At 67.5% G+C, this 25,534-nt stretch carries 23 protein-coding genes; 3 read left to right on the top strand and 20 right to left on the bottom strand.

Features of this window, described 5'->3' with window-relative positions; translation table 11 throughout:
- Positions 1-37: 37 nt before the first annotated feature.
- The 9 genes from V1Y59_RS01095 to hpf form a co-directional block, all read right to left on the bottom strand.
- A complete protein-coding gene (locus V1Y59_RS01095; protein WP_330502979.1) occupies positions 38-1,240 on the bottom strand; it encodes a fatty acid desaturase family protein in 1,203 nt (400 codons plus the stop codon).
- A 68-nt stretch (positions 1,241-1,308) separates the two neighbouring features.
- Positions 1,309-2,634, bottom strand: a complete 1,326-nt coding sequence (locus V1Y59_RS01090; protein WP_330502978.1) for a fatty acid desaturase family protein — start codon at positions 2,632-2,634, stop codon at positions 1,309-1,311.
- Positions 2,635-2,814: 180 nt separating this feature from the next.
- Positions 2,815-3,912, bottom strand: a complete 1,098-nt coding sequence (locus V1Y59_RS01085) for a GNAT family N-acetyltransferase (protein ID WP_330502977.1) — start codon at positions 3,910-3,912, stop codon at positions 2,815-2,817.
- 97 nt (positions 3,913-4,009) lie between these two features.
- The gene (locus tag V1Y59_RS01080) at positions 4,010-5,134 is read right to left on the bottom strand and encodes a ferredoxin reductase (protein ID WP_330502976.1); all 1,125 of its coding nucleotides are present in this window, start codon (positions 5,132-5,134) and stop codon (positions 4,010-4,012) included.
- A 105-nt stretch (positions 5,135-5,239) separates the two neighbouring features.
- Positions 5,240-5,806 carry a DUF6912 family protein gene (locus tag V1Y59_RS01075; RefSeq protein ID WP_330502975.1) on the bottom strand — a complete coding sequence of 189 codons (567 nt, stop codon included), beginning with the start codon at positions 5,804-5,806 and terminating at the stop codon, positions 5,240-5,242.
- A gap of 66 nt (positions 5,807-5,872) precedes the next feature.
- Complete coding sequence (locus V1Y59_RS01070; RefSeq protein WP_330502974.1) at positions 5,873-7,354, bottom strand: wax ester/triacylglycerol synthase domain-containing protein; 1,482 nt, start codon at positions 7,352-7,354, stop codon at positions 5,873-5,875.
- 117 nt (positions 7,355-7,471) lie between these two features.
- A complete protein-coding gene (locus V1Y59_RS01065; RefSeq protein WP_330502973.1) occupies positions 7,472-8,038 on the bottom strand; it encodes an Rv3235 family protein in 567 nt (188 codons plus the stop codon).
- Positions 8,039-8,110: 72 nt separating this feature from the next.
- Entirely contained in the window at positions 8,111-10,975 is a 2,865-nt protein-coding gene (gene secA / locus V1Y59_RS01060; protein WP_330502972.1) for a preprotein translocase subunit SecA, read from the bottom strand.
- A gap of 109 nt (positions 10,976-11,084) precedes the next feature.
- On the bottom strand, positions 11,085-11,888 hold the full coding sequence (hpf, locus tag V1Y59_RS01055; protein WP_330502971.1) for a ribosome hibernation-promoting factor, HPF/YfiA family: 804 nt from the start codon (positions 11,886-11,888) through the stop codon (positions 11,085-11,087).
- Positions 11,889-12,413: 525 nt separating this feature from the next.
- On the opposite strand from hpf, the gene V1Y59_RS01050 reads away from it, so the two are divergent.
- Positions 12,414-13,052, top strand: a complete 639-nt coding sequence (locus tag V1Y59_RS01050) for a ComF family protein (RefSeq protein WP_330503228.1) — start codon at positions 12,414-12,416, stop codon at positions 13,050-13,052.
- Positions 13,053-13,071: 19 nt separating this feature from the next.
- On the opposite strand, the gene lpqB is transcribed toward V1Y59_RS01050, so the two are convergent.
- The 3 genes from lpqB to mtrA all read right to left on the bottom strand — a co-directional run bounded on the left by lpqB (position 13,072) and on the right by mtrA (position 17,283).
- Positions 13,072-14,781 (bottom strand): MtrAB system accessory lipoprotein LpqB, encoded by a 1,710-nt coding sequence (lpqB, locus tag V1Y59_RS01045; protein WP_330502970.1) that lies wholly within the window; start codon positions 14,779-14,781, stop codon positions 13,072-13,074.
- Between the two features lie 88 nt (positions 14,782-14,869).
- Positions 14,870-16,609 carry an MtrAB system histidine kinase MtrB gene (gene mtrB, locus V1Y59_RS01040; RefSeq protein ID WP_330502969.1) on the bottom strand — a complete coding sequence of 580 codons (1,740 nt, stop codon included), beginning with the start codon at positions 16,607-16,609 and terminating at the stop codon, positions 14,870-14,872.
- Positions 16,606-17,283 carry an MtrAB system response regulator MtrA gene (mtrA, locus tag V1Y59_RS01035; RefSeq protein ID WP_004023513.1) on the bottom strand — a complete coding sequence of 226 codons (678 nt, stop codon included), beginning with the start codon at positions 17,281-17,283 and terminating at the stop codon, positions 16,606-16,608. The genes mtrB and mtrA overlap by 4 nt, the downstream gene beginning before the upstream one ends.
- Before the next feature lie 118 nt (positions 17,284-17,401).
- Between mtrA and V1Y59_RS01030 the strand changes: the two genes are divergently transcribed.
- Entirely contained in the window at positions 17,402-18,037 is a 636-nt protein-coding gene (locus V1Y59_RS01030; protein ID WP_330502968.1) for a dTMP kinase, read from the top strand.
- Positions 18,038-18,105: 68 nt separating this feature from the next.
- Positions 18,106-18,813 (top strand): Rv0361 family membrane protein, encoded by a 708-nt coding sequence (locus V1Y59_RS01025; protein ID WP_330502967.1) that lies wholly within the window; start codon positions 18,106-18,108, stop codon positions 18,811-18,813.
- A gap of 184 nt (positions 18,814-18,997) precedes the next feature.
- Here the strand turns inward: V1Y59_RS01025 and ahcY are convergent, their stop codons facing one another.
- The 8 genes from ahcY to V1Y59_RS00985 form a co-directional block, all read right to left on the bottom strand.
- Positions 18,998-20,470 (bottom strand): adenosylhomocysteinase, encoded by a 1,473-nt coding sequence (gene ahcY, locus V1Y59_RS01020; protein WP_330502966.1) that lies wholly within the window; start codon positions 20,468-20,470, stop codon positions 18,998-19,000.
- A gap of 58 nt (positions 20,471-20,528) precedes the next feature.
- Entirely contained in the window at positions 20,529-20,711 is a 183-nt protein-coding gene (locus V1Y59_RS01015; RefSeq protein ID WP_330502965.1) for a methionine/alanine import family NSS transporter small subunit, read from the bottom strand.
- Positions 20,708-22,267 carry a sodium-dependent transporter gene (locus V1Y59_RS01010; protein ID WP_330432659.1) on the bottom strand — a complete coding sequence of 520 codons (1,560 nt, stop codon included), beginning with the start codon at positions 22,265-22,267 and terminating at the stop codon, positions 20,708-20,710. The genes V1Y59_RS01015 and V1Y59_RS01010 overlap by 4 nt, the downstream gene beginning before the upstream one ends.
- Before the next feature lie 192 nt (positions 22,268-22,459).
- Entirely contained in the window at positions 22,460-22,759 is a 300-nt protein-coding gene (locus tag V1Y59_RS01005) for a WXG100 family type VII secretion target (RefSeq protein WP_330432660.1), read from the bottom strand.
- 52 nt (positions 22,760-22,811) lie between these two features.
- Complete coding sequence (locus V1Y59_RS01000; RefSeq protein WP_330502964.1) at positions 22,812-23,135, bottom strand: WXG100 family type VII secretion target; 324 nt, start codon at positions 23,133-23,135, stop codon at positions 22,812-22,814.
- 123 nt (positions 23,136-23,258) lie between these two features.
- Positions 23,259-24,089 carry an ESX secretion-associated protein EspG gene (locus V1Y59_RS00995; protein ID WP_330502963.1) on the bottom strand — a complete coding sequence of 277 codons (831 nt, stop codon included), beginning with the start codon at positions 24,087-24,089 and terminating at the stop codon, positions 23,259-23,261.
- 1 nt (position 24,090) lies between these two features.
- Positions 24,091-25,146, bottom strand: coding sequence for a PPE domain-containing protein (locus V1Y59_RS00990; RefSeq protein WP_330502962.1), 1,056 nt, complete (start codon positions 25,144-25,146; stop codon positions 24,091-24,093).
- A 57-nt stretch (positions 25,147-25,203) separates the two neighbouring features.
- Complete coding sequence (locus V1Y59_RS00985; RefSeq protein WP_330502961.1) at positions 25,204-25,509, bottom strand: PE family protein; 306 nt, start codon at positions 25,507-25,509, stop codon at positions 25,204-25,206.
- Positions 25,510-25,534 lie beyond the last annotated feature (25 nt).

Here is a 25,534-nt window from a genome sequence, read left to right as displayed (position 1 = left end):
TAGCCACCGAGCCGCTAGGCGAGGTGGCGTATCGAGATCACCTATGCGACAACTTCTTCCGCCGCAACTCGGCGATCGCCGATCTGAGACCGCCTGCGGTGCGCGGCATCCCGGCGAAGCGCCGTTCCGACGCCGTCTCCGGTGCGTCATCGGCGGTGTCACGCAGGAACCGGTCCGGCAGCGCCAGCTTGTTGATGGTGCGCAGCGTCTTCATGTACTGCACGAACAGTGATCCGGTGGTGTACGGCAGGTCGTACTTGTCGCAGAGTGCGCGCACGCGCTCGGCGATCTCGGCGTAGCGGTTGCTCGGCAGATCCGGATACAGGTGGTGCTCGATCTGATAGCAGAGGTTGCCGCTCATGAACGCCATCGCCGGCCCGGCGTTGAAGTTCGCGGTGCCGAGCATCTGACGCAGGTACCACTGCCCCGGCGTCTCGTCGGTCAACGAGTCGGTGGTGAATTTCTCTGCACCATCAGGGAAGTGGCCGCAGAAGATGACCACATACGCCCACAGGTTGCGGATGACATTGGCCGTCAGGTTCGCGGTCAGCGTGTGCCGGTAGTTCGGCCCGGTCAACGCCGGGAACAGGACATAGTCCTTGGCCACCTGTCGACCGACCTTCCGGCCGAACTCCTTGATCTGCGGGATCGCCTCTTCCTTGGACTTCTTGCCCTGGGCGACGTCTTTCAGCGCGAGGTCGTGCAGCCCGATGCCCCATTCGAAGGTGAGCGCGAGCAGAACGTTGAACAGCGGCTGGAGGGCTCGCCGCGGTTCCCACGGTTCGTCGCGGGTCACCCGGAGGATCTTGTAGCCCACGTCGTCGTCCATGCCGACAACATTCGTGAACTTGTGATGGATGTAGTTGTGCGAGTGCTTCCAATGCGGCGACGCGCACACCATGTCCCACTCCCAGGTGGTGGAGTGCACCTCGGGATCATTCATCCAATCCCATTGGCCGTGCATCACATTGTGGCCGAGCTCCATGTTCTCGATGATCTTCGAGGCGGCCAGCGAGCCGGTGCCGAGCCACCACAGCCCCCGTTTGTGACTACCCAGGAGTGCCAGTCGGCCGACGACCTCGAGCGCGCGGTGCGCGACGATCGTGCGTCGGAGGTACCGGACGTCGCGGAGCCCCCGATCGGCTTCGACCTCACGTCGAAGTGCGTCGAGTTCCGCGCCGAGCGCCTCGACATCTGCATCGGTCAGATGGGCGTACTCGTTGATGTCGGTGATGGCCATTGCGGTTCATTATGCCCGTGGGCGGCCACGGCCTGCAGCCGTGGCCCCACGCGGTCGGGCGGGTTGTCTCAGGCGGCCCGCCGCTGCGGCGCGCTCGTCGTCGCCGATCCGGACGCAGCCCGAGCTCCACGGCGAGCACGCTTACCCAGTCCGGCGATGGCCGTGCGCAGACCGCTGCGACGCCCGGTGGCCGGGTCGAGGGTGCCCTGCAGCCGCGCTCCGTCGACGAGCTCCGCCTTGAACCGCCGCTCGGAAGCTGTCTCCGGCGCGTCGTCGGCCGTCGCCTTCAGGTATTTGTTCGGCAACGACAGCTTGGCGATCGTGCGCCACGCCTTCGCGTACTGCACCGGCAACGAGCCGGTGGTGTAGGGCAGGTCGTACTTCTCGCACAGTGCCTGCACCCGCACCGAGATCTCCGGCAGCCGATTGCTGGGCAGGTCCGGGAAGATGTGGTGCTCGATCTGGTAGGACAGGTTGCCGCTCATGAAGCCCATCACCGGGCCCGCGCGGAAGTTCGCACTGCCCAGCATCTGGCGCAGATACCACTCCGGCTGGGTCTCGCTGTCGACGTCCTGCTTGGTGAACTTCTCCGCGCCGTCCGGGAAATGACCGCAGAAGATCACCGCATTGGTCCAGAGGTTGCGGATCACGTTGGCCATCAGGTTGGCGGTGGCGGCCTTGCCGAACGAGCGGCCGTATCCGACGCGACGGCCGGCGACGGCACTGACCAGCGCCGGGTGGATGACGTAGTCCTTGGCGACCTGCTTGCCGACCTTCTTGCCGACGTCGGCGAGATCGCGGCGGAACTGCTCCTTGGCCTCCGGGGTGCGGCGCTTTTTCCCCAGCTCCAGATGCTGGACAGCGACGCCCCATTCGAAGAGGAGGGCGAGCACCGTGTTGTAGGCGAGATTGCCGAGGTAGAACGGCCGCCACCGTTGGTCGCGGGTCACCCGCAGCAGGCCGTAGCCCACGTCGTCGTCCATGCCGAGCACGTTCGTGTACTTGTGATGGATGTAGTTGTGGGTGTGCTTCCAGTGCGCCGACGGGTCGGTGTTGTCCCACTCCCAGGTGGTCGAGTGCACCTCGGGATCGTTCATCCAATCCCACTGTCCGTGCATCACATTGTGGCCGAGCTCCATGTTCTCCACGATCTTCGCCACGCCGAGGGCGCCGGCACCGGCCCACCACAGCGACCGCTTGGTCGAGCCGGCGATCAACGTGCGCCCGGCGAGTTCCATGCCGCGCTGGAATCGGATCGTGTTGCGGATGTAGCGCGCGTCCCGCTCGCCGCGGTCGGCCTCGATGTCGGCGCGGATCGCGTCGAGCTCCGCGCCGAGTGCCTCGAGGTCGGCATCGGTCAGGTGCGCGTACTCGGGGATGTCGGTGATCGCCATACAGTCCTCCCGGGTGTCAGTCGGCTGGTGCGACGGTGAGGTCGGGCGCTGATCGGCGCGCCTACCTACCATTCCGTAACCTACGCAAGCGTAGGTTGTCGGGGGCGGCGATGTCCAGCATTCGATGTTCCGGGCTCATGAATGTGATCGAGCCCACTGCGGGGCCGGCGCGAGATCCGGTCAGGCGTCCTCACGGAGCAGCTCGTATCCGACCAGGTCCTCGAGCACACCGCCCGAGCTGGCCGCCAGAGGCTGGGTCCCGAACTCGTGCATCCCCGCGCGCCGGGCCAGGGCCTTGCTGCCCTCGTTGGAGTCGGCGGCGAACATCGTCAGGCGACGGATGTCGAGAGTCTCGAAGCAATGCCGGACCGCGGCCGGGAACGTCTCACCGAGGACACCACGTCCGCGCGCTTCCGGATGGGTGTAGAAACCGATCTCCGCGCCGACGACGGGGTCGATCTCGAAGATCGAGATGTCACCGAGGTACTCGTCGGTCTCCTTGTCCGCCACCGCCCAGGTACAGGTCTCCCCTCGGGCCGCGGTCCACCATTTGCGGGTGCGTTCGGCCGCTGCGTGTTCGACGGTCAGCGGATCCGGCCGCCCGAACAGATATTTGCGCGAGATCGGGTCGTCGAGGGTTTCCCGGATGCGTTCGTCGTCGCCCTCCGCGAGCGGACGCAGGCGGAACCGCTCGGTTTCGAATGTGGTTGCGCGCCAGGAGGATTTGGGCTCGAAGTCGTCACCCGCGCGCCATTTCGCACACCAGGCGTCGACGACCTTGCTGTTCATCTCCAGCCAGTCGGGCATCTTGGCCAGCAGGGTGAAGCCGGCCGCGTGGGCGGTGCGCAGGCTGACCAGGTTGCCCTCCTCGGCCTCCCACCGCACCACCTCGACGTTGCGGTGTTCGACCGCGTACTCGATCGCGAGGACGATGGCACGGCGCGCGGTTCCCGCACCGCGCGCGTCCGGGTGCAGGACGAAGCCGATCTCGACCGCACGACCGGACCCTTTGAGTTCGACGCTGCCGACGAAACGATCGTCACGCTCGATCGCCCAGGTCATCGACTCGCCGGTCACCCACCCGGCGTGGGCACCGGTGATGTACCGCTCGGCATCGTTGCGGCCGTACGGCGAGGGCATCTTGGCCCAGCGCATCGTCAGCGGGTCGGTGGCGTACTCCACGACACGTTCCACATCGGCGGGTGTGTGGGCCCGCAACGTCACGACCCCGTCGGACAGAACAGGAATCTCCAGTGTTTCGGGCAATTCAGCGCGCACGCGGATCACCTCCGTGGTCGACTACCGGCCGTTGGATCCGAGCCTAACGCGATCGTGCCCACACGCGAACGGAACAGCGCAGCCGTGGTGCGGCGGATCACACGCCGAGCGTGCAGTCCCCGGCCGCGACGCTGATGCAGGTCTGGATTCGCTCGCCCTCGACGTGCTCGACGCCCGACCGGAGGTCGCGGACGCAGCCCTGCTCCAACATGACGACGCAGCTCTGGCAGATCCCCATCCGGCAGCCGAACGGCATCAGCACGCCGGCCGACTCGCCGGCCTCCAGCAGGGTCGTCGCGCCGTCGACCTCTGTTGACTGCCCCGACCGCTGGAACGACACGGTGCCGCCTCGTGCCCCGACGGCGCCCCGCTCGAGCGCGAAACGCTCGATGTGCAGCGAGTCGCCGACACCCGACTCGGTGAACATGGCCTGTAGGGAGTCGAGAAAGCCCGCCGGACCACATGCCCACGTCTCGCGGAGACGCCAATCGGGCACCAGGTTCTCCAGTCGCTGCGGGGTGAGCTGACCGTCGGAACGCGTGGTCTGGACGTGCAGGTCGATGAGCCCGTCATCGGCCATCGAGCCCAGTTCCTCGGCGAACAACAGATCGGCCGCCGACGGCACGGAATGCACCACCCGGATGTCGGTGTGCTGCCCACGGTGCCGGATCGTCCGCAGCATCGCGATGATCGGCGTGATGCCGCTGCCCGCGGTGGCGAACAAGATCTTGGCCGGTAGCGGCTCGGGAAGGACGAATTCGCCGCGCGGCGCCGCGAGTCGAACCACCGTGCCCGGCTCCAGTCCGGTGACCAGATGCGAGGACAGAAATCCCTCCGGCATGGCCTTGACGGTGATCGAGATGGTCCGGTCCTGTCCGCTGTCGACAGCCGAAACCGGCACCGACGTCAGCGAATACGACCGCCACGTCCAGCGGCCCTGCATGAGCACGCCGATGCCGACGTACTGCCCGGCGGCGTAGTCGAAGGAGAATCCCCATCCGGGACGGATGCGGATGGTGGCCGAGTCCTCGGTTTCGGCCGTCACCGACACGACTTTTCCGCGCAGTTCCCTCGCCGACCACAGCGGATTCGCCAGGTGAAGGTAGTCATCCGGCAGCAACGGGGTCGTGATCCGGGCGACCGCCGCACGCGCCCATCGTGAACCCCGGCTGCGGGTCGCGATCCCGGCCACCGGCTCCTCGAACCGCTCGAGCCACCCCACTCCAGCACCACCTCACCGTGACCACGGGTCACCTCGAACGGCATCGCCGACCATCAACCTACGGTCCCGTAGGTTACGCGACCGTGGTGACGGTGCAAAGCCCCGTCAGAGGAGTTCGAGCAGGAACGGGAGCTCCTGGGTCGCATACCAGGCGAGGTCGAAATCCTCGACGTCGCCGACGGCGAGCTCGGCGTCCTGATCGCCGAGATCTGCGGCGTCGACCACCACGACGGCGGCGCGAACCTTGTCCTCCGCCTCGGCGACGTCGACGTGCACCGATGCGATGTCACGCAGCGGCACCGGACCGTGGATCTTGATCACGGCGTCGTCGAGTTCGGGGTGCAGCGTCACATCGGCGACGTCGGCGGCGACCACCACTCGACGTGGCGGCAACCGTGGCGTGTCCCCCGGCTTGGTGGACCGCTCGTCGTCGGCGAGATCCGCGTCCGCGTCGGTGTCGCCGGACTCCGGCGCCTCGCCGGCCAGTAGGCGAAGGGAGGCGCGCGCGGCCTCCCGCATCGCGACCTCGGCCAGTTCTTCGTCGTCGCCGGAGACGAATGCCTCCCGCAGTGTCGGGGTGAGCGCGAAACCGGTTCCACCGATCGCCCGGAACTCGCCGACCTCGTTGAGCTGCATCAGCATTGCCAGTGTTGCCGGCAGATACACCCTCATCGCACTCTTCCCCTCACCGATCGACCTGCATCGACAAACAGCCCAACCCTAGTGCACGCCCCCGGGTCACTTGGTGGCCACGAGTTCGTCGTATGCCTCGGTCACGTACTCGGTCATGGCGGGTAGGTCGTTCATGACCCCGCGGTCGGCGAGGAACGCGAACTGCAGGTTGTCGTGGTAGTCGGTGATGCTGATGGCCAGCGCGCGCTGCGCCATCAGAGTCGGGATCGCATACATCGCGGTGACGGGACAACCGTCCACGAACCGGTTCGCGACGGGCGAGGTCCCCATCCCGACCGGGACGTTGTAGGCGCGGCTGTTGAGGCTACGGAACGCCCGCGAGCTGAGCTCCGGGAACGGCACCACCCCCAACTCGGGCAGGATCGGCTGTGGGCCGAGCGACAACCGACGAGAGGACTGCGCGTACCGATTGGCCAGCCCCGCGACCTGGGCGAGCCGGACCGCCGGATTGTCCTCGCCCACCGGGAGATCGGTGACGAAGCTGGGTTTGCCGACGGCGATCCAACGACCGTCGGTGTCGACCCGCCGTTCCACCGACGGATCGCGCGCCGACAACGGCAGGACGACGCGGACCGTGTCGGCCACGTGGACCGACTCGTCGAAGGACAGCATCCATCGGCGCATCACGCCGGAGATGATCGCCAGCTCGACGTCGTTGACGGTGCAGTCGTAGCGGTCGGCGATCTTCGCGCACCCGCGGCGCGGCACCGACGCGACCGCGAAGATCCGGGTCGAGGTCGTCGAGCTGTTGAGCGGGCTCGCCGGGGCCGAGTCGGTGAGCTGCTGCACGATGCTGCCGACCCGACGCACCACGTCCTCGGTGGTCGAGCGCATCTCGGCGACGATCGAGTTGCCGTGCACCAGCGAATCGACCAGATCACCCGGCCGCGAGATCGCCTCGGCCACCGCACCCAACGCCAGCGAGACGCCGCTCGGCGGCGACCCCGGCATCCACAGATCCTCGGTGAGTCGCTCGACGGATGTCTGCTCGTCGCAGATCGCCTCGCTGATCTCGAGGGCGGCGTCGTCGTCGACCAGACAGCGGTGGGTCTTGGTGAGGATCGCCTGCCGGCCGTCCGGCAACCCCTCGATCAGGTACATCTCCCACAGTGGGCGGGTCCGGTCGAGCGGACGCGACATCACGCGGGCGATGAGGTCCTGCAGCTGCGCGGTGTCACCTGGACGCGGCAACCCGGAGCGACGGATGTGGAAGTTGATGTCGAAGTCGGGGTCGTCGACCCACACCGGTCGGGCGAGGCCCAGGGTCACCTCCTGAACGACCTGACGGTATCGGGGAATCGTCTGGAGGCGATTCTCGACCAGCGCGACCAGGCCCGGGTAGTCGAGGGCCCGTGGGCCGCGTACGGCCGACGGCGAGTCGGAGGTCGAGGTCCGGTCGACGTCCGGCGCGGGCGGCTCGTCGGGTTCTGAGGGGTCGACGATGAGCAACGCCCCCAGGTGTGTCGTGGTCCCGGACTCGTCGAGGAAGTAGAACATCGCTTCGCGCGGGGACAGACGGTTCACCACGGTTGCGATCCTAGTGGCCGCGGGCCGGTAGCTCTGGGACGATGCCAGGTTGCACTCCGGCGCCCGACGCCGAAGCGGGCACCGATCAGGTCTGCCGGCCACGCGCCCGCCACATCGTCAGACCAGCGTGAAGGCGACGAGTTGCCAGCGATACTCGACGGTGCGGGTGAGTCCGGGCCGCGGCGTCCCCGGCGCCGGACGCACCCGGCGGGGCATCTGTTCGATCCGTCCCGCGAAGGCACGCACGCGTTGCCCGCGCCGGTAGCTCCCGAAGACCTCCGCGGCTCCGGGGCCGAGCATCTGTACGTGCAACCGCCGCAGCCCTGCCGTCTCGCCCCCGCCTGCGCCTGGTCCGGCGGCGCCCGTAGAACATGCGCGGACCAGCGCTTCCACGCTGTCGATGAGTGGGACGGGCGCGACCGGGTCGAGCTGAGCCAGGCTGCGACGGCGATCGACGACCTCGAGCACCAGGGTGATCGCACGGATCGCGAACCGCCTCGCGTCGATGCCCGCCCTCGACACCGCGACTGTCGGCGGCGCACCCCGCTGCCGGGTTCCGGCGGCCGGTGTGGCGGCGGGATCGGCGGCCGCGGGCAGGGCGACGATGTCACCGCTGTGGTCGACCGGATGCGGTGGCGGTTCGTAGGGCGCGGCGGGCCGGATCAGGACTCGAGGGGTCTCCATGAGTATCGGACGCACCAGCTCGACGACCGGTTCCGCTCGACCCCGAGAATTCTCGGACCTGGGGACGTCCGGTCAGCGACGCCGCTTCTTCGACTTCGGCGGCTTCTGCCGCGTGCCGCCCTTGGCGCTCTGTCGAGCCGCGGCCCGGCGTTCGCGCCGCGTCGCCGACACCAGTGCAGGATCGTCGAGTTCCTCTTCCTCCGAATGGATCTCGGTTCCGCCGCCTTCGGACGGCCCGGAGAACGTCATCGGCACGTCGCGCTCCTCGACACCGACCGCGCGGAGTGCCGGCGGCGCCTGCTGCTCGGGAGTCTCCTGCGCGGGAGTCTGCCCGTCTGGCGAAGCGTTGCCGTTCGCGGCGGCGAAGTCGGCGACATCGGGCGAGGAGAGGGTCGCCTGCGCCCCGGGCGCCGGGACCCGTGCGGGGGCCTGCTCGGTCTGGACCTGAACGTTGTAGAGCAGGCCGAGCGCCTCCTCCTTGAGGCCGTCGAGCATGCCGTTGAACATGTCGAAGCCCTCGCGCTGGTACTCCACGACAGGATCGCGCTGCGCCATCGACCGCAGATGGATGCCCTCGCGCAGGTAGTCCATCTCGTAGAGGTGGTCCTGCCACTTGCGGTCCAGCACGGTCAGCAGGATGGTGCGCTCGAGCTGGCGCATCGCACCCTCGCCGGCGATCGCCTCGATGTCCTTCTCGCGCGCCTCGTACGCGCTGCGGGCGTCGCCCACGAGGATGTCGTGCAGATCCTCGGCGCTGATGTCGTCGCGCTCGCCGTACTCGTTCTCGCCGACGACCTCTTTCGGGTCCAGGTCGATCGGATACAGTGTCCGCACCGCCGACCAGAGTTCGTCGAGATCCCAGTCCTCCGCGTACCCCTCGGCGGTGGCGCCCTCGACGTAGGCACCGACGACGTCGTCGATCATGGTCTGCACCTGCTCGCCGGGATCCTCGCCCTCGAGGATGCGGCGGCGCTCGCTGTAGATGACCTTGCGCTGCTCGTTCATGACCTCGTCGTACTTGAGGACGTTCTTGCGGACCTCGAAGTTCTGCTGCTCGACCTGCGTCTGGGCGCTGCGGATGGCCTTGGTGACCATCTTGGCCTCGATCGGCACGTCGTCGGGCAGGTTGACACGGTTCATGATCGACTCGAGCGCCGCACCGTTGAAGCGGCGCATGAGCTCGTCGCCGAGCGACAGGTAGAAGCGCGACTCGCCGGGATCGCCCTGACGACCGGAGCGACCGCGCAGCTGGTTGTCGATGCGGCGTGACTCGTGGCGCTCGGTGCCCAGAACGTAGAGACCGCCGGCCTCCTTGACCGCTTCGGCCTCCTCGGCCGCCGCTGCGCGGGCGACCTCGATCGCCTCGGGCCACGCGGCCTCGTACTCGTCGGGGGTGTTGACCGGGTCGAGTCCGGCCTTGCGCAGCCGGGTGTCGGCGATGATGTCCGGGTTGCCGCCGAGCACGACGTCGGTACCACGACCGGCCATGTTGGTGGCCACCGTGACGGCGCCGGTGCGGCCCGCCTCGGCGATGATCTGGGCTTCCTGCTCGTGGAACTTCGCGTTGAGCACGCTGTGCGGAACGTTCCGCTTGGCCAACTGCCGGGACAGGTACTCCGAGCGCTCCACGCTGGTGGTACCGATCAACACCGGCTGCCCCTTTTCGTGGCGTTCGGTGATGTCGTCGACGACGGCGTCGAACTTCGCCTCTTCGGTCTTGTAGATGAGGTCGACCTGGTCCTTGCGGACCATCGGCTTGTTCGTCGGGATGGGCAGCACACCGAGCTTGTAGATCTGGTCGAACTCCGCGGCCTCGGTTTCCGCGGTACCGGTCATCCCGGCCAGTTTGTCGTACAGACGGAAGTAGTTCTGCAGGGTGATCGTGGCGAGCGTCTGGTTCTCGGCCTTGATCTCCACCCGCTCCTTGGCCTCGATGGCCTGGTGCAGACCTTCGTTGAAGCGACGGCCGTCGAGCACACGGCCGGTGAACTCGTCGACGATCACGACGTCACCGTTGCGGACGATGTAGTCCTTGTCGCGGTGGAAGAGCTCTTTGACCTTGATGGCGTTGTTCAGGTAGCTGACCAGCGGCGAGTTGGCTGCCTCGTACAGGTTGTCGATACCGAGCTGATCCTCGACGAACTCGACCCCGGCCTCGTGGACGCCGACGGTCTTTTTCTTGATGTCGACCTCGTAGTGCACATCCTTCTCGAGGAGCGGCGCGATCCGGGCGAACTCCGTGTACCACTTGCTCGACCCCTCGGCCGGGCCGGAGATGATCAGCGGTGTGCGGGCCTCGTCGATCAGGATCGAGTCGACCTCGTCCACGATGGCGTAATTGTGCCCACGCTGGACCAGCTCCGGCAGCGAGTGCGCCATGTTGTCACGCAGATAGTCGAAGCCGAACTCGTTGTTGGTGCCGTAGGTGATGTCGGCGGCGTACGCCTCGCGTCGCTGCGCGGAGCTCATCCCGGTCAGGATGACCGCGGTGTCGAGGCCGAGGAACCGGTGCACCCGGCCCATCCACTCGGCGTCGCGCTTGGCGAGGTAGTCGTTGACGGTGACCACGTGCACGCCGTCACCGGAAAGCGCATTGAGGTAGGCGGGCAGCACGCAGGTGAGGGTCTTGCCCTCACCTGTCTTCATCTCGGCGATGTTGCCGTAGTGCAGTGCCGCGCCGCCCATGATCTGGACGTGGAAGTGCTTCTGCTCCAGCACACGCCACGCGGCCTCACGCGCCACGGCGAACGCTTCGGGGAGGAGTTCGTCGAGCGACGCACCGTCTTCGATGCGCTCCTTGAACTCGTCGGTCTTGGCCCGCAGTTCCTCGTCGGTCAGAGCCTCGACCTCGTCGGAGAGTGCCTCGACGTGCGACGCGATCGCATCGAGTCGTTTGACCATCCGGCCTTCACCGACGCGCAGCAGCTTGTTCAGCACCGTGGATCGAGTCCCTCACTCATGTCGACAACACACGAAATCCGGCCTGCAGCACAGTACAGACCGGATTCCATGGTACTCAGGCCGCCTTAGTGCAACCTGATCGGTGTCACGCGAGCCTGATCAACCCATAGTCGAACGCGTGACGCCGGTAGACCACCGACGGTTTGTCGCTCTCCTTGTCATGGAACAGGAAGAAGTCGTGACCGACGAGTTCCATCTCGTAGAGGGCGTCGTCCACCGACATCGGCACGGCCTCGTGCTCCTTGACACGCACGACCTGCCCGGGTTCGTGCAGTTCGACCCCGTCGTCCCAGGTCTGATCGGGGTCGTCGCCCTCCGCATCGGGCTGGGCGGTGAGCTGGCCGTCCCGCAACGGCGGGGCCCCGATCTCGGTGGCCTCGGCGACCGAGATCGGGCGGCGGTTGCCGTAGGACACCCGTCGCCGGTCCTTGACGCGACGCAGCCGCGATTCCAGCTTGTCCAGCGCGGCCTCCAGAGCTGCATAGAAGTTCTCGCCACATGCCTGGGCCCGGGCCTTGGGGCCCTTCCCGACGGCGGTGATCTCGACCTGTTGACAGACCTTGGATTGCCTGCGGTTGCGTTCGTGGTTCAGTTCGACGTCGAAACGGAAGATGGAAGGGTCGAAACGCTCCAGCCGGGCGAGCTTGTCGCCGACGTAGATGCGGTAGTGATCGGGGATCTCGACGTTGCGTCCACTGATGTCGACCTTGGCATTGGGTTCGGCGGGTTCGTCGGCGGCGACGGTGCCGGCAGGTCGGACGAAGGCGAAGCTGGGATCGAAGGCCTCGTCGGGGGACGAGGAGTTCTTCTTGCTCTCACGAGTCGGTTCGGGGGCGCGATCACCGACCTTCGACTCGCGGTGGCCTTTGCGGTGGATGACTGTTGACATATACAACTACCTCCTTGTGATGGTTCCCGGCGCGCGACTCCGGCGCCACGGCGCGACGTGTCCCGATCCATCGGTAGAGGCGGCATGCTGCCGCTGATGGGAGTGGGCGGGAGATCCGTTGACCCCGCTGCACCTGCTGCGACCTGACTCGTGCGAACGATCGCATCCGGGCGCGGCAACACCAGACCTCTTGTCGCGCTGACACCTTCGTCATCGGTAGGGAATCGAATCCATGCCAGCCGACGGCTGACACTCAGGGGCAGGGGCCTCACCTCCTCGCGAAAAGCGGCGGCTACCTGTTGTGCCTACGACCGTAGCCCGAAGTTCGCCTACTGGCCACGTTTCCGCGCAACCGCGTCGTCTCGCACTGTGCACATCCGGGCCGGCGATCCACAGATCGCGCGACGACGGGTCCGACCACGTCGACGGGGGCCGCCGGGGCGGCATCCTGTCGGTGTGCCCCGTGCGCGCCGAACCGGGCCGGCCGCCCACGCCGCCGAGATCCTCCGGTCCGGGGCAGATCTGATGGTCCCGACACAATGCGGTGGCTGCGGAGAACCCGGCACCGACTGGTGTGACGAGTGCGCGAGGACACTGACCGACAGCCCGGTGCGGCTCGAACCGCGAGTGGAGATCGGCGTCCCCGCATGGGCGCTCGGGCGCTACCGCGGAACGTACCGGTCGACCCTGATCGCCATGAAAGAACACGGCCGCCGTGACCTGATCGGCCCGCTCGGCAACGCACTGGCCCGGGGGATCGTGACCCTGGCGCAATGGGGCGAGATTCCGGACGGCGACACGCTGACCCTGGTGCCCGCACCGACCCGCGTATCGGCGGCGCGTCGCCGCGGCGGTGACCCGGTGGCCGCGATCGCCCGGGCGGCGGCCGGCCGACTCGGTCGGCGCGTGGCCGTCGCCGACGCCCTGGTCACTTCGGGCCGGGCGCGGGATTCGGCCGGTCTCGACGCCCGCGCGCGCGTCGCCAATCTCTCCGATGCCGTCCACGTGCGACGGCGGTTCGTGCCCCGTCTGTGCACCATCGCCGGCCCGGTGGTGCTCGTCGACGACATCCTGACCACGGGCGCGACCGCAGCCCAATCGTGCCGGGTGCTGGCCGCGCATGACCTGCACGTGAGCACGGTGGTCGTCATCGCGGCAGCCTGATGTCGGGGGCGGGGGCGCGTCAGGGCAACACGGGGATGACATCGGGCGCCATCGCCGGCTCGACCTCGGTCCAATACTGATCGGGCTGGCCGTTCGAGCTCCCGAGTCGCAGCACCCCGCGGGTGTCCCCCACGTACACCGTCGACTGGTCGGCGACGACGGCTCGCACCGGCGGCGACAGGTTGCCCGACAGCAGGCCGACGGCGGGCGTGCCGTTGATCGACAGCTGCACGACGGGCGACTCGAGCGCGTCCCGGGCGACCATCACCGTCGTCGGCGACGCCCAGTCCAACGACAGTGCCCGGCTCCCGATGTTGTAGGCGGCGATCCGCGGGTTCGCCAGTGACACAGCACCTTCCGCATTGGTGGCCACGACCGCGAACACCACCTGCCCGCCGACGATCAGCGCCACGCGGACACCGTCGGGCGCCACCTGCAGTTCGGTGATCGGCCCGCGGGCCACCGTGGCGATCGCCTCGGCGTCCACCGGCGCGAGGCGCTCGCTGTCGCCGGATTCGTCGCGTACCCACTGGACCGGCTGACCGTCCACGACGGCCCACACGGTGTCGGCGTCCTGGCCGAACGACGGTCGGGTGATCGAGTCGCCCGAGGTGACCACCGAGGGGGTGCCGCCGTACGGCCCGATCCCCAGTTCCAGCCGCGGTCCGCCACCGCCGCGGGCGCGCACCGAGGCCGTACGCTGCCCGTCCGCGGAGATCACCGCCGACCGCACCGCCGTACTGGTCCCCAGCGGCCCGTCCACGGGGACCGTTCCCGAATCGGTCACCTTGAGCATCGCACCCAGTCGGATGATGTTGAGACCGACGTCGGTGGCCGGCACCGCCGTGGGGTCGAACGACTGCACGTCGGCTGTCTGCCACCCGGGCGCGCGTTCAGGGATGAGCGGCCCCCCGTCGGCATTGATCACATACGGGCCGCCGATGTCGGCCGCGTCCAGCGTCCAGATGATCTGGGCGGCCAGCGCCGTTCGGTCGCGGGTGGAACTGGATCCGATGCCGGTCAACTCCACCCGCACCCCGCCGTCGGACAGCGATGTGACCGGTCCACGCAGGGCCGCCCCGTTGGGGAAGCCACTGTCCACGGCACCGTTGAGTTCGGATGCGGGCCCCGCGATCAACCGGGTGAGCAGTGCGGTCGGGTCGGAACCCGTGCCCGAGTAGAACCACCGCGGATCGGCGACCAGACGTTCGAGGCTGCGGTCGGTGAAGTACAGCGTCGCGGCGCGGTAGGCGGCGTCGAACTGGTTGCGATCGATCATGGTGCCGTTCGGCAACGGCCCGTCGATGCGCCACTGGTCCCCGGCGCGGGTCAGCGACAGACTCGTCTCCACCCGCCCCGTGGCGGGTAGCAGCTCCCCGGCGGTCGTCAAGGTGCCGACGTTGTCGCCGATGAGGCGCAGTCGCACGGCGTCTTCGCTGCGCTGGTCGACGAAGATGTTGATCTCGTCGACGATCAGCATGTCCCCGCGGTCGTCCCACTGCTCGGACGCCGCGGTGGTGAGGAACTTGCGTGCGGCCTCGTGCCCCGAGTCGGGGTCGGCGGTGGCCTGGAGGAACGAGCGGACGAGCGACTCCGGATCCATGTCCGCCTGCGGTTCCGGGACTTCGTTCGTCGGGCCCTGACGCTCGAACGCGGTGATCGGCTGGGGAGACGAACTCGTCGGGATGGACCCACACGCACTGAGGACACAGAGCATCGCGAGCAGCATCGAGACGACGATCCCGGTCGCTCCCCCGGGGCGCGTCCCGGGTGACCGGGACCCGAGCGACGGTGACACGGACGGCCGTGACACGGACTCAGCCGGAGACACTGCCACCTCCACCGCTGTTCTCCGGGACATTCGACTGCGCACCGGCCGAGTCGGCGGCCTCGTCCGGCCGGGCCTCCGGCCTGGGCGCCGCGGCACGCGTGGGCGTGGACCGCACCGGCCCGCCGACCGCCTTCAACGGCAGCGGACTGCCGAGGATCTTGTGACCCCGCAGCAACGGCAGGGTCAATCGGAAGCACGCACCCTTGCCGGGTTCGCCCCATGCCTCCAACCGCCCCTGGTGGAGTCGGGCATCCTCGATGCTGATCGCGAGTCCGAGACCGGTACCCCCCGAACGGCGGAACCGCGACGGGTCCGATCGCCAGAATCGGTTGAAGACGAGCTTCTCCTCCCCGGGACGAAGCCCGATTCCGTTGTCGCGCACCGTGATCGCCACCGCATCACCGTCGGATCGCATCGTCAGGACGACGGGGTTGCGCTCGCCGTGGTCGATGGCGTTCGCGAGCAGGTTACGCAGGATGCGCTCGACCCGGCGGGGGTCGATCTCGGCGATCACCGGTTCGGTCGGCAGGTCGAGGACCAGTTCGGTACCGGTTTCCTCGGCGAGGTGACTGACGGTCGCCAGTGCACCGTCGATCGGGATCGCCATGTCCATCCGTTCGGCGGCGAGTTCGGCCATACCGGCGTCGTGGCGGGAGATCTCGAGCAATTCGTTGAGCAGCGTCTCGAACCGGTCGAGTTCCTTGTCGAGTAGTTCCACCGACCGCTTGCGGACCGGGTCGAGTTCGTCGCGCCCCTCGTAGAGCACGTCGCTCGCCATCCGCACCGTGGTCAGTGGCGTCCGCAGCTCGTGACTGACATCGGAGGTGAACTGCCGCTGCAGGCCGCCGAACTCCTCGAGATGGGTGATCTGCTTGGACAGACTCTCGGCCATGTCGTTGAAGGACATGGCCAGTCGCGCCATGTCGTCCTCGCCCCGCACCGGCATGCGTTCCTTGAGCCGGCCGTCGGCGAACCGGACGGCGATCCGCGAGGCCGACCGCACCGGCAGCACCACCTGCCGGGAGACGAGCCACGCGATGGCGGCGAGCAACCCCAGCAGGACCACACCGCCGGTGACGAGGGTGCCGCGGACCAGATCGATGGTGTTCTGCTCGCTGGTCAACGGGAACACGAGGTAGAGCTCGAGACCGGGGACCGACGCGTTGGTGGGGGTGCCGACGACCAACGCCGGTTCGGAGCCTCCGGACGTGTTGGGAATCGACGTGTACTGGTAGGCGACCTGTCCGCCCTCGACCATGTCGCGCAGGTTCTCCGGGATCTCCGAGATCGGTCCGACGCCGCTGTCGCTGCCGTCCTCCCCGGTCCCCCGGACCACGAGCACGGTGTCAAAGGTGCCGATCGTGCCCGAGCTCTCACTGGTGTCCACATCCCGGTCGGTGAGCAGCGAGCGCGTCTGCCGAAGGCGGTTCTGCACCGACATGTTGCCGTCGCTGCTGGTCAGATCGCGTTCGACGGCGACCCGGGCCCGTTCGACTTCCTCGGTAGCGGCGGCGAGTTGCACATCGAGGAGCCGGTCGGTGATCTGGCTGATCAGCACGAACACGAGGATCAGGATCACCACGAACGACAGCACCAACGTCGACACCACGACCCGAAGCTGCAGGGATCGACGCCAGACCTTGCCGAAGGCGCGGCCGATACTGCTCGCGACGCGGGTGATGCGTCCGAAGGTGCTGTTGACGCGGCGGCGGGGTCGGCCGATCACGGTGGGCCGGCCTTGTAGCCGACCCCCCTCACCGTCAGCACGACCTCAGGGTTCTCCGGATCGGTCTCCACCTTGGCTCGCAGACGCTGGACATGCACGTTCACAAGTCTAGTGTCCGCCGGATGGCGGTAACCCCACACCTGTTCGAGCAGCACATCGCGCGTGAAGACCTGCCGCGGTTTCCGTGCGAGCGCCACGAGCAGGTCGAACTCCAGCGGCGTGAGCGAGATGGGCACGCCGTCCCGGGTGACCTTGTGGGCGGGGACGTCGATCTCGACGGGCCCGATCGACAGCAGTTCGGCCGGCTCCTCGTCGGTGCGGCGCAGCCGAGCCCGTACCCGGGCCACGAGTTCCTTCGGCTTGAACGGCTTGACCATGTAGTCGTCGGCGCCCGACTCCAGGCCGAGGACGACGTCGACGGTGTCCGACTTGGCCGTGAGCATCACGATCGGCACACCCGAGTCGGCCCGCAGCACGCGACACACGTCGATGCCATTCATTCCCGGCAGCATCAGATCGAGCAACACCAGATCGGGGCGGATCTCGCGAACGGCGGTCAAGGCCTGCGTCCCGTCGCCCACCACAAACGGTTCGAAACCCTCGCCCCGCAGCACGATGGTGAGCATCTCGGCGAGTGCGGCGTCGTCATCGACGACGAGGATGCGAGGCTTCATACTCTCAATGGTGACACTATCGTGACCCGACTGCGGAGATGACGCGCCGTACCGGGTCGCGCGACCCACCGTGTCGCCTCGCCCGGCGAGGGGGTCCGGTGCCGTTACCATCGCGCACGTGGGTCAACTCATTGCCGTCGAGGGACTCGACGGCGCCGGCAAGAACACCCTCGTCACCGGACTCGTCGATCGATGGCGCCAGGACGGACTGCGGGTGTGGACCTTGACCTTTCCGCGGTACGGGGAATCGGTGACCGCCGACCTGGCGGCCGAGGCCCTGCACGGCGAGCACGGGGACCTCAGTGACAGCGTGTACGCGATGGCGCTGATGTTCGCGCTGGATCGGGCGGGCGCCGCCGACGAGATCCGCGGTGCCGTCGCCGATCACGACATCGTGGTGCTCGACCGGTACGTCGCCTCCAACGCCGCCTACAACGCCGCACGACTCGGGCAGGGCGCCGACGGGGAGATGGTGTCCTGGGTGCGCGACATCGAGTTCCGTCGATTCGGCCTCCCAGTGCCCGACCATCACGTCCTCCTCGGCGTGGCTCCACAGGTTGCCATGGAGCGGGCCGCCCACCGCGAGTCGATCGACTCGACCCGCCGTCGGGACCTCTACGAGCGGAACACCGACCTCCAGCTGCGTGTGGATTCGGTGTATCGCGAACTGGCGGAAGCGAATTGGATGTCGCCGTGGCAATCGACCGCGGACGAGGACGTCGCCGAGCTGGCGGTACGTCTGCTGGACGAATGACCGTCCGTGACCGGCAATCGGCACTTCGATAGCCTGAAAGTTCAAGCCCCCCGACGGAAGGAGGCCGCGTGACCCATCAGCAACCGCCAGGGGGTCAGCCGCCCTTCGGCCCCGGGCCCGGTCAGGGCGGGCATCCACCTCTCCATCCCGGCGGTCCCCCGATGCACGGCGGCCCCGCCCAGCCCTACACGCAGAGCCACCCCTACGCGCAGGGCCAGCCTCCGGGTTGGCCGCCCGCGGTCGGATACGGACCGCCCTATCCGCCGCCGCGACCACCGCGGCGCACCGGGATGATCGTGGGAACCGTGCTCGGCCTGATCACCATCGTCGCGGTCATCGCGTCGGCAGTGTTCCTCACCGTCGCCGACGACGGCGCAGGGTCGTCGGCGGATTCCGTCGCCGGGGACGAGCTGGTCCGGACGCCCGGGCCGCCCGAGGGCGGCGCCACCGCGAGCACGGCCGACGAGAGCGGGATCCGCACCGCGATGCAGGCCTTTGTCGACGCGGTGAACTCGCGCAACGTCACCCGTATCCAGTCATCGGTGTGCAGTGCGATGCGTCCGCAGGTGACCACACCGCTGGACATCACCGGCTACGTCGTCCTGGAGGAGCTCACCGAGATCACCGTCACCGGCGACTCGGCGGCGTCGACGGTCACGACCCATCTCGAGTTGGGCAACCAGCGCTCGTCACCGAAGCAGAACGAGGAGAGTTTCGCCCGAGAGGACGGCACCTGGTACGTCTGCCCGGGGACCGAGTTGGACATCGGGACGTAGAAACTCCCAAACGTGCCCAGCACGGCCTTTCGTGTCGAGTGGGCGCTGTTTTCCGTCGAGTGTGCGCGGAAGAATGGTGGCATTCTTGCGACGGCTGCTGGGCCGCGCACACTCGACGGAAAACAGCGCCCACTCGACCTCCGTGCTCGGCACGTCGTGAGGTGACCTGGCGGCGGCGGTTACGTCAGTAGCGGTAGTGCTCGGGCTTGTAGGGGCCCTCGACGTCGACGTTGATGTACTCGGCCTGTTCCTTGGTCAGCTTGGTCATGGTGCCGCCGAGGGCCTCGACGTGGATGCGCGCCACCTTCTCGTCGAGGTGCTTGGGCAGCCGGTAGACCTCGTTGTCGTACTCGTCGTTCTTGGTCCACAGCTCGATCTGCGCGATCACCTGGTTGGAGAAGCTGTTGCTCATCACGAACGACGGATGGCCGGTGGCGTTGCCCAGGTTGAGCAGGCGTCCTTCGGACAGGACGATGATCGACTTGCCGCTCTCGAAGATCCACTGATCGACCTGCGGCTTGACGGTGATGCGCTTGGCGCCGGAGTTCTCCAGCCCGGCCATGTCGATCTCGTTGTCGAAGTGACCGATGTTGCCGAGGATGGCCTGATTCTTCATCTGCTGCATGTGGGCGAGCGTGATGATGCCCAGGTTGCCGGTCGAGGTGATGACGATGTCCGCGTTGCCGATGGCCTGCTCGACGGTGACCACGTCGTAGCCGTCCATCAGCGCCTGCAGGGCATTGATCGGGTCGATCTCGGTGACCTGGACTCGGGCACCTTGTCCCGCAAGGGATTCCGCGCAGCCCTTGCCGACGTCGCCGTAGCCGCAGATGAGCACCTTCTTGCCGCCGATGAGCACATCGGTGCCGCGGTTGATGCCGTCGATCAGCGAATGGCGGGTGCCGTACTTGTTGTCGAACTTGCTCTTGGTGACGGAGTCGTTGACGTTGATCGCGGGGAAGCTCAGTTCGCCTGCGGCGGCGAACTGGTACAGGCGCAGGACGCCGGTGGTGGTCTCCTCGGTGACACCCTGGACGGAGTCGGCGATCGTGGTCCACTTGGTCTTGTCGGTCTCGAACCGTGACCGCAGCAGTTCCAGGAAAACCTTGTACTCGGCCGGGTGGTCGTCCTCCGCGGGCGGGACCACCCCTGCCTTCTCGAACTCGGCGCCCCGCAGCACGAGCATGGTGGCGTCACCACCGTCGTCGAGGATCATGTTCGCCGGCTGATCGGGCCACGTCAGCATCTGCTCGGCCGCCCACCAGTACTCGGCGAGAGTCTCACCCTTCCAGGCGAAGACGGGCACGCCCTTCGGCTCGTCGGGAGTGCCGTGAGGGCCCACGACGATGGCCGCAGCGGCATGGTCCTGGGTGGAGAAGATGTTGCACGACGCCCACCGCACCTCGGCACCGAGGGACACGAGCGTCTCGATCAGCACCGCGGTCTGGACGGTCATGTGCAGCGATCCCGAGATCCGAGCGCCCTTGAGGGGCAGCACATCCGCGTACTCGTGTCGCAGTGACATCAGCCCCGGCATCTCGTGCTCGGCCAGTTCGATCTCTTTGCGGCCGAAATCCGCGAGTGACAGGTCGGCCACCTTGAAGTCGATCCCGTTGCGACTGTCTGCCTGAAGTGCGGAGTCCGCCACCGTGGTCATCTCGTCCCCTTCGTCGTCTGCCTTGTCTGAGCCAAGGCTATCCGACCGGAACCGGGGGCTACGTGTCGCGGGTGGGATGTGGCATCTGGCTGCGAGCTGCGTCGTCTGCGACCAGATCCGGGTCCTCGAACGGGCTGTCCGTCTTCTCGGGCCGCATCCGGAGATTCACGATGCTGGCTGCGAGTCCGCCCCACACGATCACCATGGCGATGATCATCATGACGATGGCACCGGAGCTCATCGAACCGCCTCCTTCTTCGGTTGGTCGTCGAGTGGCGGCCACGGTTGGAATCCAGGATAGTCGCGGCCCTTCCACGACGGGAGGGTGAAGACAACCGCCACGACGATCAGCAGGGCGATCGTGCCCCAGCCGAACACCCCGAGGTACCACGTCGGGTAGCCCTCGTAGCCCTCGTCGATGATCGAGATGATCTTCTGCACGAGCATGATCGTGAGGAAGACCGGTCCGACGACGCCGATGAGGGCGATCCACCACTTACCGAGCGGGAACGTCGAGACGGCGTTGAGATGTCTGCGGAGGATGTCGGCGTCGCGTGCCAGCCACACGGTGAAGACCGTCATGATGATCGCCGACGACACCACGCCGATGTTGTTGGCGAACTGGTCGACCGTGTCGAGTGCGATCAGCCCCGAGGTGGTGGAGAACAGGCCGATCGAGATGACGCCGCTGACACCCGCGGTGACGGCCGCGGCGACCACTCGGCTCAGACCGAACTTCTCCTGCAGAGAACTCTGGACACCGACCAACAGCGAGATCAGCGATGTGAAGCCGGCGACCACGAGCGAGCCGAAGAACAGCGCACCCCAGAAGCTGGCACCCGGCATCTCCGAGATGACGGCCGGGAACGTCACGAACGACAGGATCGGACCGGTCAGCCCTTCGAGCTCCGAGATCGCGGCCTGCTGCTGATAGGCGAGGAAGCCCAGCGCACTGAACACACCGATGCCGGCGAGGATCTCGAACGACGAGTTCGCGAATGCCACCACCAGACCGGAACTGGTCATGTTGGCCTTGCGTCGCTGGAACGACGAGTAGGCGATCATGATGCCGAAGGCGATCGACAGTGAGAAGAAGATCTGGCTGTAGGCCGCGATCCATACGTCGAGGTCCGACAGTGCCGACCAGTCCGGGGTGAACAGTGCGTTGAGGCCGTCGGCGGCGCCGTCGAGGGTGACCGCGCGGATGACGAGACCGGTGAATCCGACGAAGAGCAGGGGGATGAAGACCATGTTGATCTTCTCCACGCCTCGTGCGACGCCCAGGCACAGCACCGCCAGGATGGCCAGCCAGACGATGACCAGCGGGATGGCGACGTTGCCGACGACTGTCGTCGACACCTCGGGATCACCGACCTGCAGGTAGTCCTCCAGGAAGAACGTCGTCGTATCCGAACCCCATCGGAGATCGAACGAATACACGAAATAGCTCAGCGCCCACGCGATGACCGCGGCGTAGTAGACACCGATGACGAACAGCAGGCCGGTCTGGAACCAGCCGATGGCTTCCGCCTTCTGCCGGATACGGCGGAACGCGAGCGGGGCGACGCCCCGGTAACGATGGCCGATCGCGTAGTCCAGGAACAGGATCGGGATGCCGGCAGTCAGCAGTGCGGCGAGATACGGGACGATGAACGCGCCGCCGCCGCTCTCATAGGCGACGCCGGGGAATCTCCAGATGTTGCCGAGGCCGACCGCAGATCCGATGGCGGCCAGGATGAAACCCGAGTTCCTGGTCCATGTCTCACGGGGCGCGCCGGCGGCGTCAGGGTTGGCCACAGTACCTCCTCGACGGTCTCGCCCGACGCTATCGCACCAATGCCGGTTCTGCGCGCATAACCGCGCCACCTATCCCGCCGGGCGTGCGACGACTCTGCGTCTGATGTCGAGCCCGAGGCAGTGGCCGGCGGCTGCTCAGACGACAGTGGGGCCACCGAGGAGATCGGTGGCCCCACTGCGGCGCAAGGGGTCTCAGACCATGCCCTGAAAGCCCTTGCCGATCGCGCGGTCGGCGTTCATCATCGTGTCCGAGGCGTTCTGAACGCCTCGTCCGAGGCCGCTCAACTGCTCGCGGGCCTGCATGAACAACGCGTCCCAGCGCGCCTGCGCATCGTCGTACTGGGGCTTGGACCCTGACTGCCAGTTGTCGGCGAGCGCATTCACCTGGGTCTTGAGGCTGGTGGCGAGCTCTTCCAGCCGGCCGAACTGTGCGTGGATGTTGCCTGACAGGTCGCCGAGGCTTGCGGGGTTGTAACCGATCTTGCCGGACATTGCTGTCTCCTTCTGATGGTCGTGGTGGGTGTGTCCGGGGTGTGCGGACGGGTCAGATCTTCACGTGGGTCTGGTTCTGGAACGGCTGCGCCGCGCTGCTGTCGATGTCCTCGTACTCGGTGAATCCCGACATCAGGGCGTTCTCGATCTCCTGCAGAACGGCCTGGAGCTTGGTTGCCGACGTGTGCCAGTCCGCATTGGTCGCGCCGAACGCCTCGCTGGCCCGGCCCCACCAGGTCTCCTGGCCGGCCGCGGTCTGCTTCTGGATGGTTCCCAGAATCGCCTGCATCTCGTTGACGATGCCGCTGATCGACTTGACCGATGCCTGCGCGCCGGCTGTATCGAGATTGAGACCGCCCCCGGTTGGGTCACTCATGGTGTTCTCCTTCTGTGTTGCGGCACCGCATGGCGATGCCTCGGTGGTATCCGCGGTGTGTGGCCCGCTCGCGATGCTCCCGGCGCCGGCGACACAGATACCCTGTCCTTTCCCCCGCCCGGGTCATGGCATCCACCGTCCTTCGGGCAGGGTCTCGATCAGCAGGCCGGTGGCCTGCGTGATCCGATTGACACTGCCCGGGGACAGAGTGGTCCACACCCGCCCGTCCGGAGACTTGCTGGGACTGGCGACGATCCGACCCCTGTCGGTGTCGAAAACCGCCAGTGCACCAGAAGATTGTGTGCTGAAACCCCCCGACCAGGAGACCGCGACGATCTCCGACCGGCTGCGACAATTGGTCAGCCCCGACGCGATGGCGGTCGCATCCGGACCGGGTGCACCGAGGGCGCGAAGCGCATCGGCGACATCGCCGGAGCTGGTGCAGTGCGTCAGGCGAGTGGCGAGTTCTTCGGTGGGTGCGCTGAGCCCGGTGAACATCGCCGGTTCCAACGAAGGGAACTCACGTGCGAGGATCGCTCCGATCTCGGCCTCCGAGTTGACGTCCACGACGGCGAGGTCGACCTCGGATCCGTTGCGACGAGCGATCACATGCTCGTGTCCCCGGCGCGCGACACACGTCCGACGCGGATCGTCTGCGATGGGCTCGGTGCCCGTGTCCGCCGAGAATGTGCGGATCTCGAGTTGACGTTCGGGAGCCGCCAGGATGTGCAGTGCGGTGGCCAACCAGGCCACGGGCTCACCGTCGACGAGCAGTCGCCGCTCCCAGATCTGCTGGTCGGCCACGGCACGGCGCTCGGCGAGTTCGTCGCCGTCGATTGCGGTGTGCCACAGGTCGAGTACGACCGGCCAGGTCTGAACCCCCGCCAACTCTCCGACGCGACAGAGCACGTCGACGTCGAGTACCGCTGCCGATTCCGCGGTCAGGCCCCACATGTCAGAGCCCCTTCCGATGATCCAGCACGAGGGTCTCGTGGACGTAGCGCGGGTCGAGCGATCGACCCGAGGCATCATCCGAGCCGTGGTGCACCGCAGGCTTTTCCGCCATCGCGACTTCGGCCCACGTGGAGGGCGCGTCGACCGCGGCCTCGGCCGCGCCCGGTTCGTCGGCAGGCTCCGGAGCCGACGGACCGCGCGTCACCACGCGTTCGGCCGCGGCCGCGCCGTGGGGCGCCACCGGCGGGGCCACCGGTCCACCGTGGGGTGACTGCGCGCCGTGGGCAGGCGCAGTCGAGCCTGCGGTCGCCGTACCGGCCGGCGACCCACCGGCCAGGGTGGTCGGCACATAGTTCGTCTTCTCCACCGGCGCCACCGCGAAGCCTGCCATCGCCGCCATCGGCATCCCGGCCACCGCCGCAGGTGCCGTGGAGGACGACTTCTGCGGGGTGTGCACTGCTGCGCGCGCGGCCGTCTCACGAGCTGCGCGCTCCGCGGCGAGTGGTTGCGCCGACACGAGATTCGGCGCAGGCGGAACACTCTTCCACGGCTTGGCGGCCGCCTCCGATGCGGACTCGTAGGTCTGCATCACCCGAGCCGCACGCATCCGCTGGTCGTGTACTGCCCGTTCCGCCTGCGCGGCGGCGCCGACCAGCGCAGGTGCGATCGCGCTGACCGCGGTCGCGGTACGCATCGCCTCCTCGGCGAGGTCGACCTCCACCAGGTTCGGCATCGTCAGCCGTGCCACCGTGACCGCGGCTGCCTGGGCCTCCGCACGCCCCGCGTTCTGTCCGGCCTCTGCCGCGGCCTCGGCGAACCACGGGGCCAGGCGGCTCAATTTCTCGAACGACTCATTCGTGTGTCCGGACTCCCAGTGCACCGCCATGGCCGCGAGAATCGTCCCGTATTCGGCGGCGGCAGAGGCCATCTCGGATGCCACCCGACCCCAGGCCAAACCGGCCTCCGCGAGCGGGCCGGGCCCGGCGCCGTCGCCGAGATCAGAGGCGAGCTGCTCGGTGGTTCGGGCGTCCCAGATGACGCCGGTGAATCCGGTCACTCACTTCTCCTTTCTCGTCGACAGGTCGGGTCGGGGTCGGGTGTCGAGATCGTGCGGTCAGACGCGGAACTCTGCCGCCGCGTCGTCCTCGCCGCGCGCATAGACCTGCGCCTGCGAGCGCAGCAGCGCGGCGATCTTGCGCAGTTCCTCGACGCTGCGCGCGGAATCGGTGGAGAAGGCGTCGGCAACCGAGTTGAAGCTCGTCGCCGAGGTCTGCGAGACCTCGTCGCGGCCGGCCGCCGGCACCGTCAGGGCCGGGGTGAGTGCACCCAGCGAGTTCTCCAGACGCTCGGCGAGACGGTCGAGACGGCCTGCCGCCGCGACGAGTTCGGCGGGGTCGACGTTCAACGGTGCTTCGGACATGGCTCCTCGTTCCGGGATGTGTTCG

The sequence above is a fragment of the Gordonia prachuapensis genome (assembly GCF_036350515.1).
Classification (GTDB): Bacteria; Actinomycetota; Actinomycetes; order Mycobacteriales; family Mycobacteriaceae; genus Gordonia; species Gordonia prachuapensis.
This window is presented reverse-complemented; position numbering and strand designations above follow the sequence as displayed.

Coding starts and splice junctions, on each gene's coding strand:
- hpf (WP_330502971.1), bottom strand. CDS start 11,888: ATGTCAACAGTCATCCACCGCAAAGGCCACCGCGAGTCGAAGGTCGGT.
- V1Y59_RS01095 (WP_330502979.1), bottom strand. CDS start 1,240: ATGGCCATCACCGACATCAACGAGTACGCCCATCTGACCGATGCAGAT.
- V1Y59_RS01075 (WP_330502975.1), bottom strand. CDS start 5,806: ATGAGGGTGTATCTGCCGGCAACACTGGCAATGCTGATGCAGCTCAAC.
- V1Y59_RS01015 (WP_330502965.1), bottom strand. CDS start 20,711: ATGAGCTCCGGTGCCATCGTCATGATGATCATCGCCATGGTGATCGTG.
- V1Y59_RS01090 (WP_330502978.1), bottom strand. CDS start 2,634: ATGGCGATCACCGACATCCCCGAGTACGCGCACCTGACCGATGCCGAC.
- V1Y59_RS00985 (WP_330502961.1), bottom strand. CDS start 25,509: ATGTCCGAAGCACCGTTGAACGTCGACCCCGCCGAACTCGTCGCGGCG.
- V1Y59_RS01050 (WP_330503228.1), top strand. CDS start 12,414: ATGGTCCCGACACAATGCGGTGGCTGCGGAGAACCCGGCACCGACTGG.
- ahcY (WP_330502966.1), bottom strand. CDS start 20,470: ATGACCACGGTGGCGGACTCCGCACTTCAGGCAGACAGTCGCAACGGG.
- V1Y59_RS01065 (WP_330502973.1), bottom strand. CDS start 8,038: ATGGAGACCCCTCGAGTCCTGATCCGGCCCGCCGCGCCCTACGAACCG.
- V1Y59_RS01000 (WP_330502964.1), bottom strand. CDS start 23,135: ATGAGTGACCCAACCGGGGGCGGTCTCAATCTCGATACAGCCGGCGCG.
- lpqB (WP_330502970.1), bottom strand. CDS start 14,781: ATGCTGCTCGCGATGCTCTGTGTCCTCAGTGCGTGTGGGTCCATCCCG.
- V1Y59_RS00995 (WP_330502963.1), bottom strand. CDS start 24,089: ATGTGGGGCCTGACCGCGGAATCGGCAGCGGTACTCGACGTCGACGTG.
- V1Y59_RS01005 (WP_330432660.1), bottom strand. CDS start 22,759: ATGTCCGGCAAGATCGGTTACAACCCCGCAAGCCTCGGCGACCTGTCA.
- mtrA (WP_004023513.1), bottom strand. CDS start 17,283: ATGAAGCCTCGCATCCTCGTCGTCGATGACGACGCCGCACTCGCCGAG.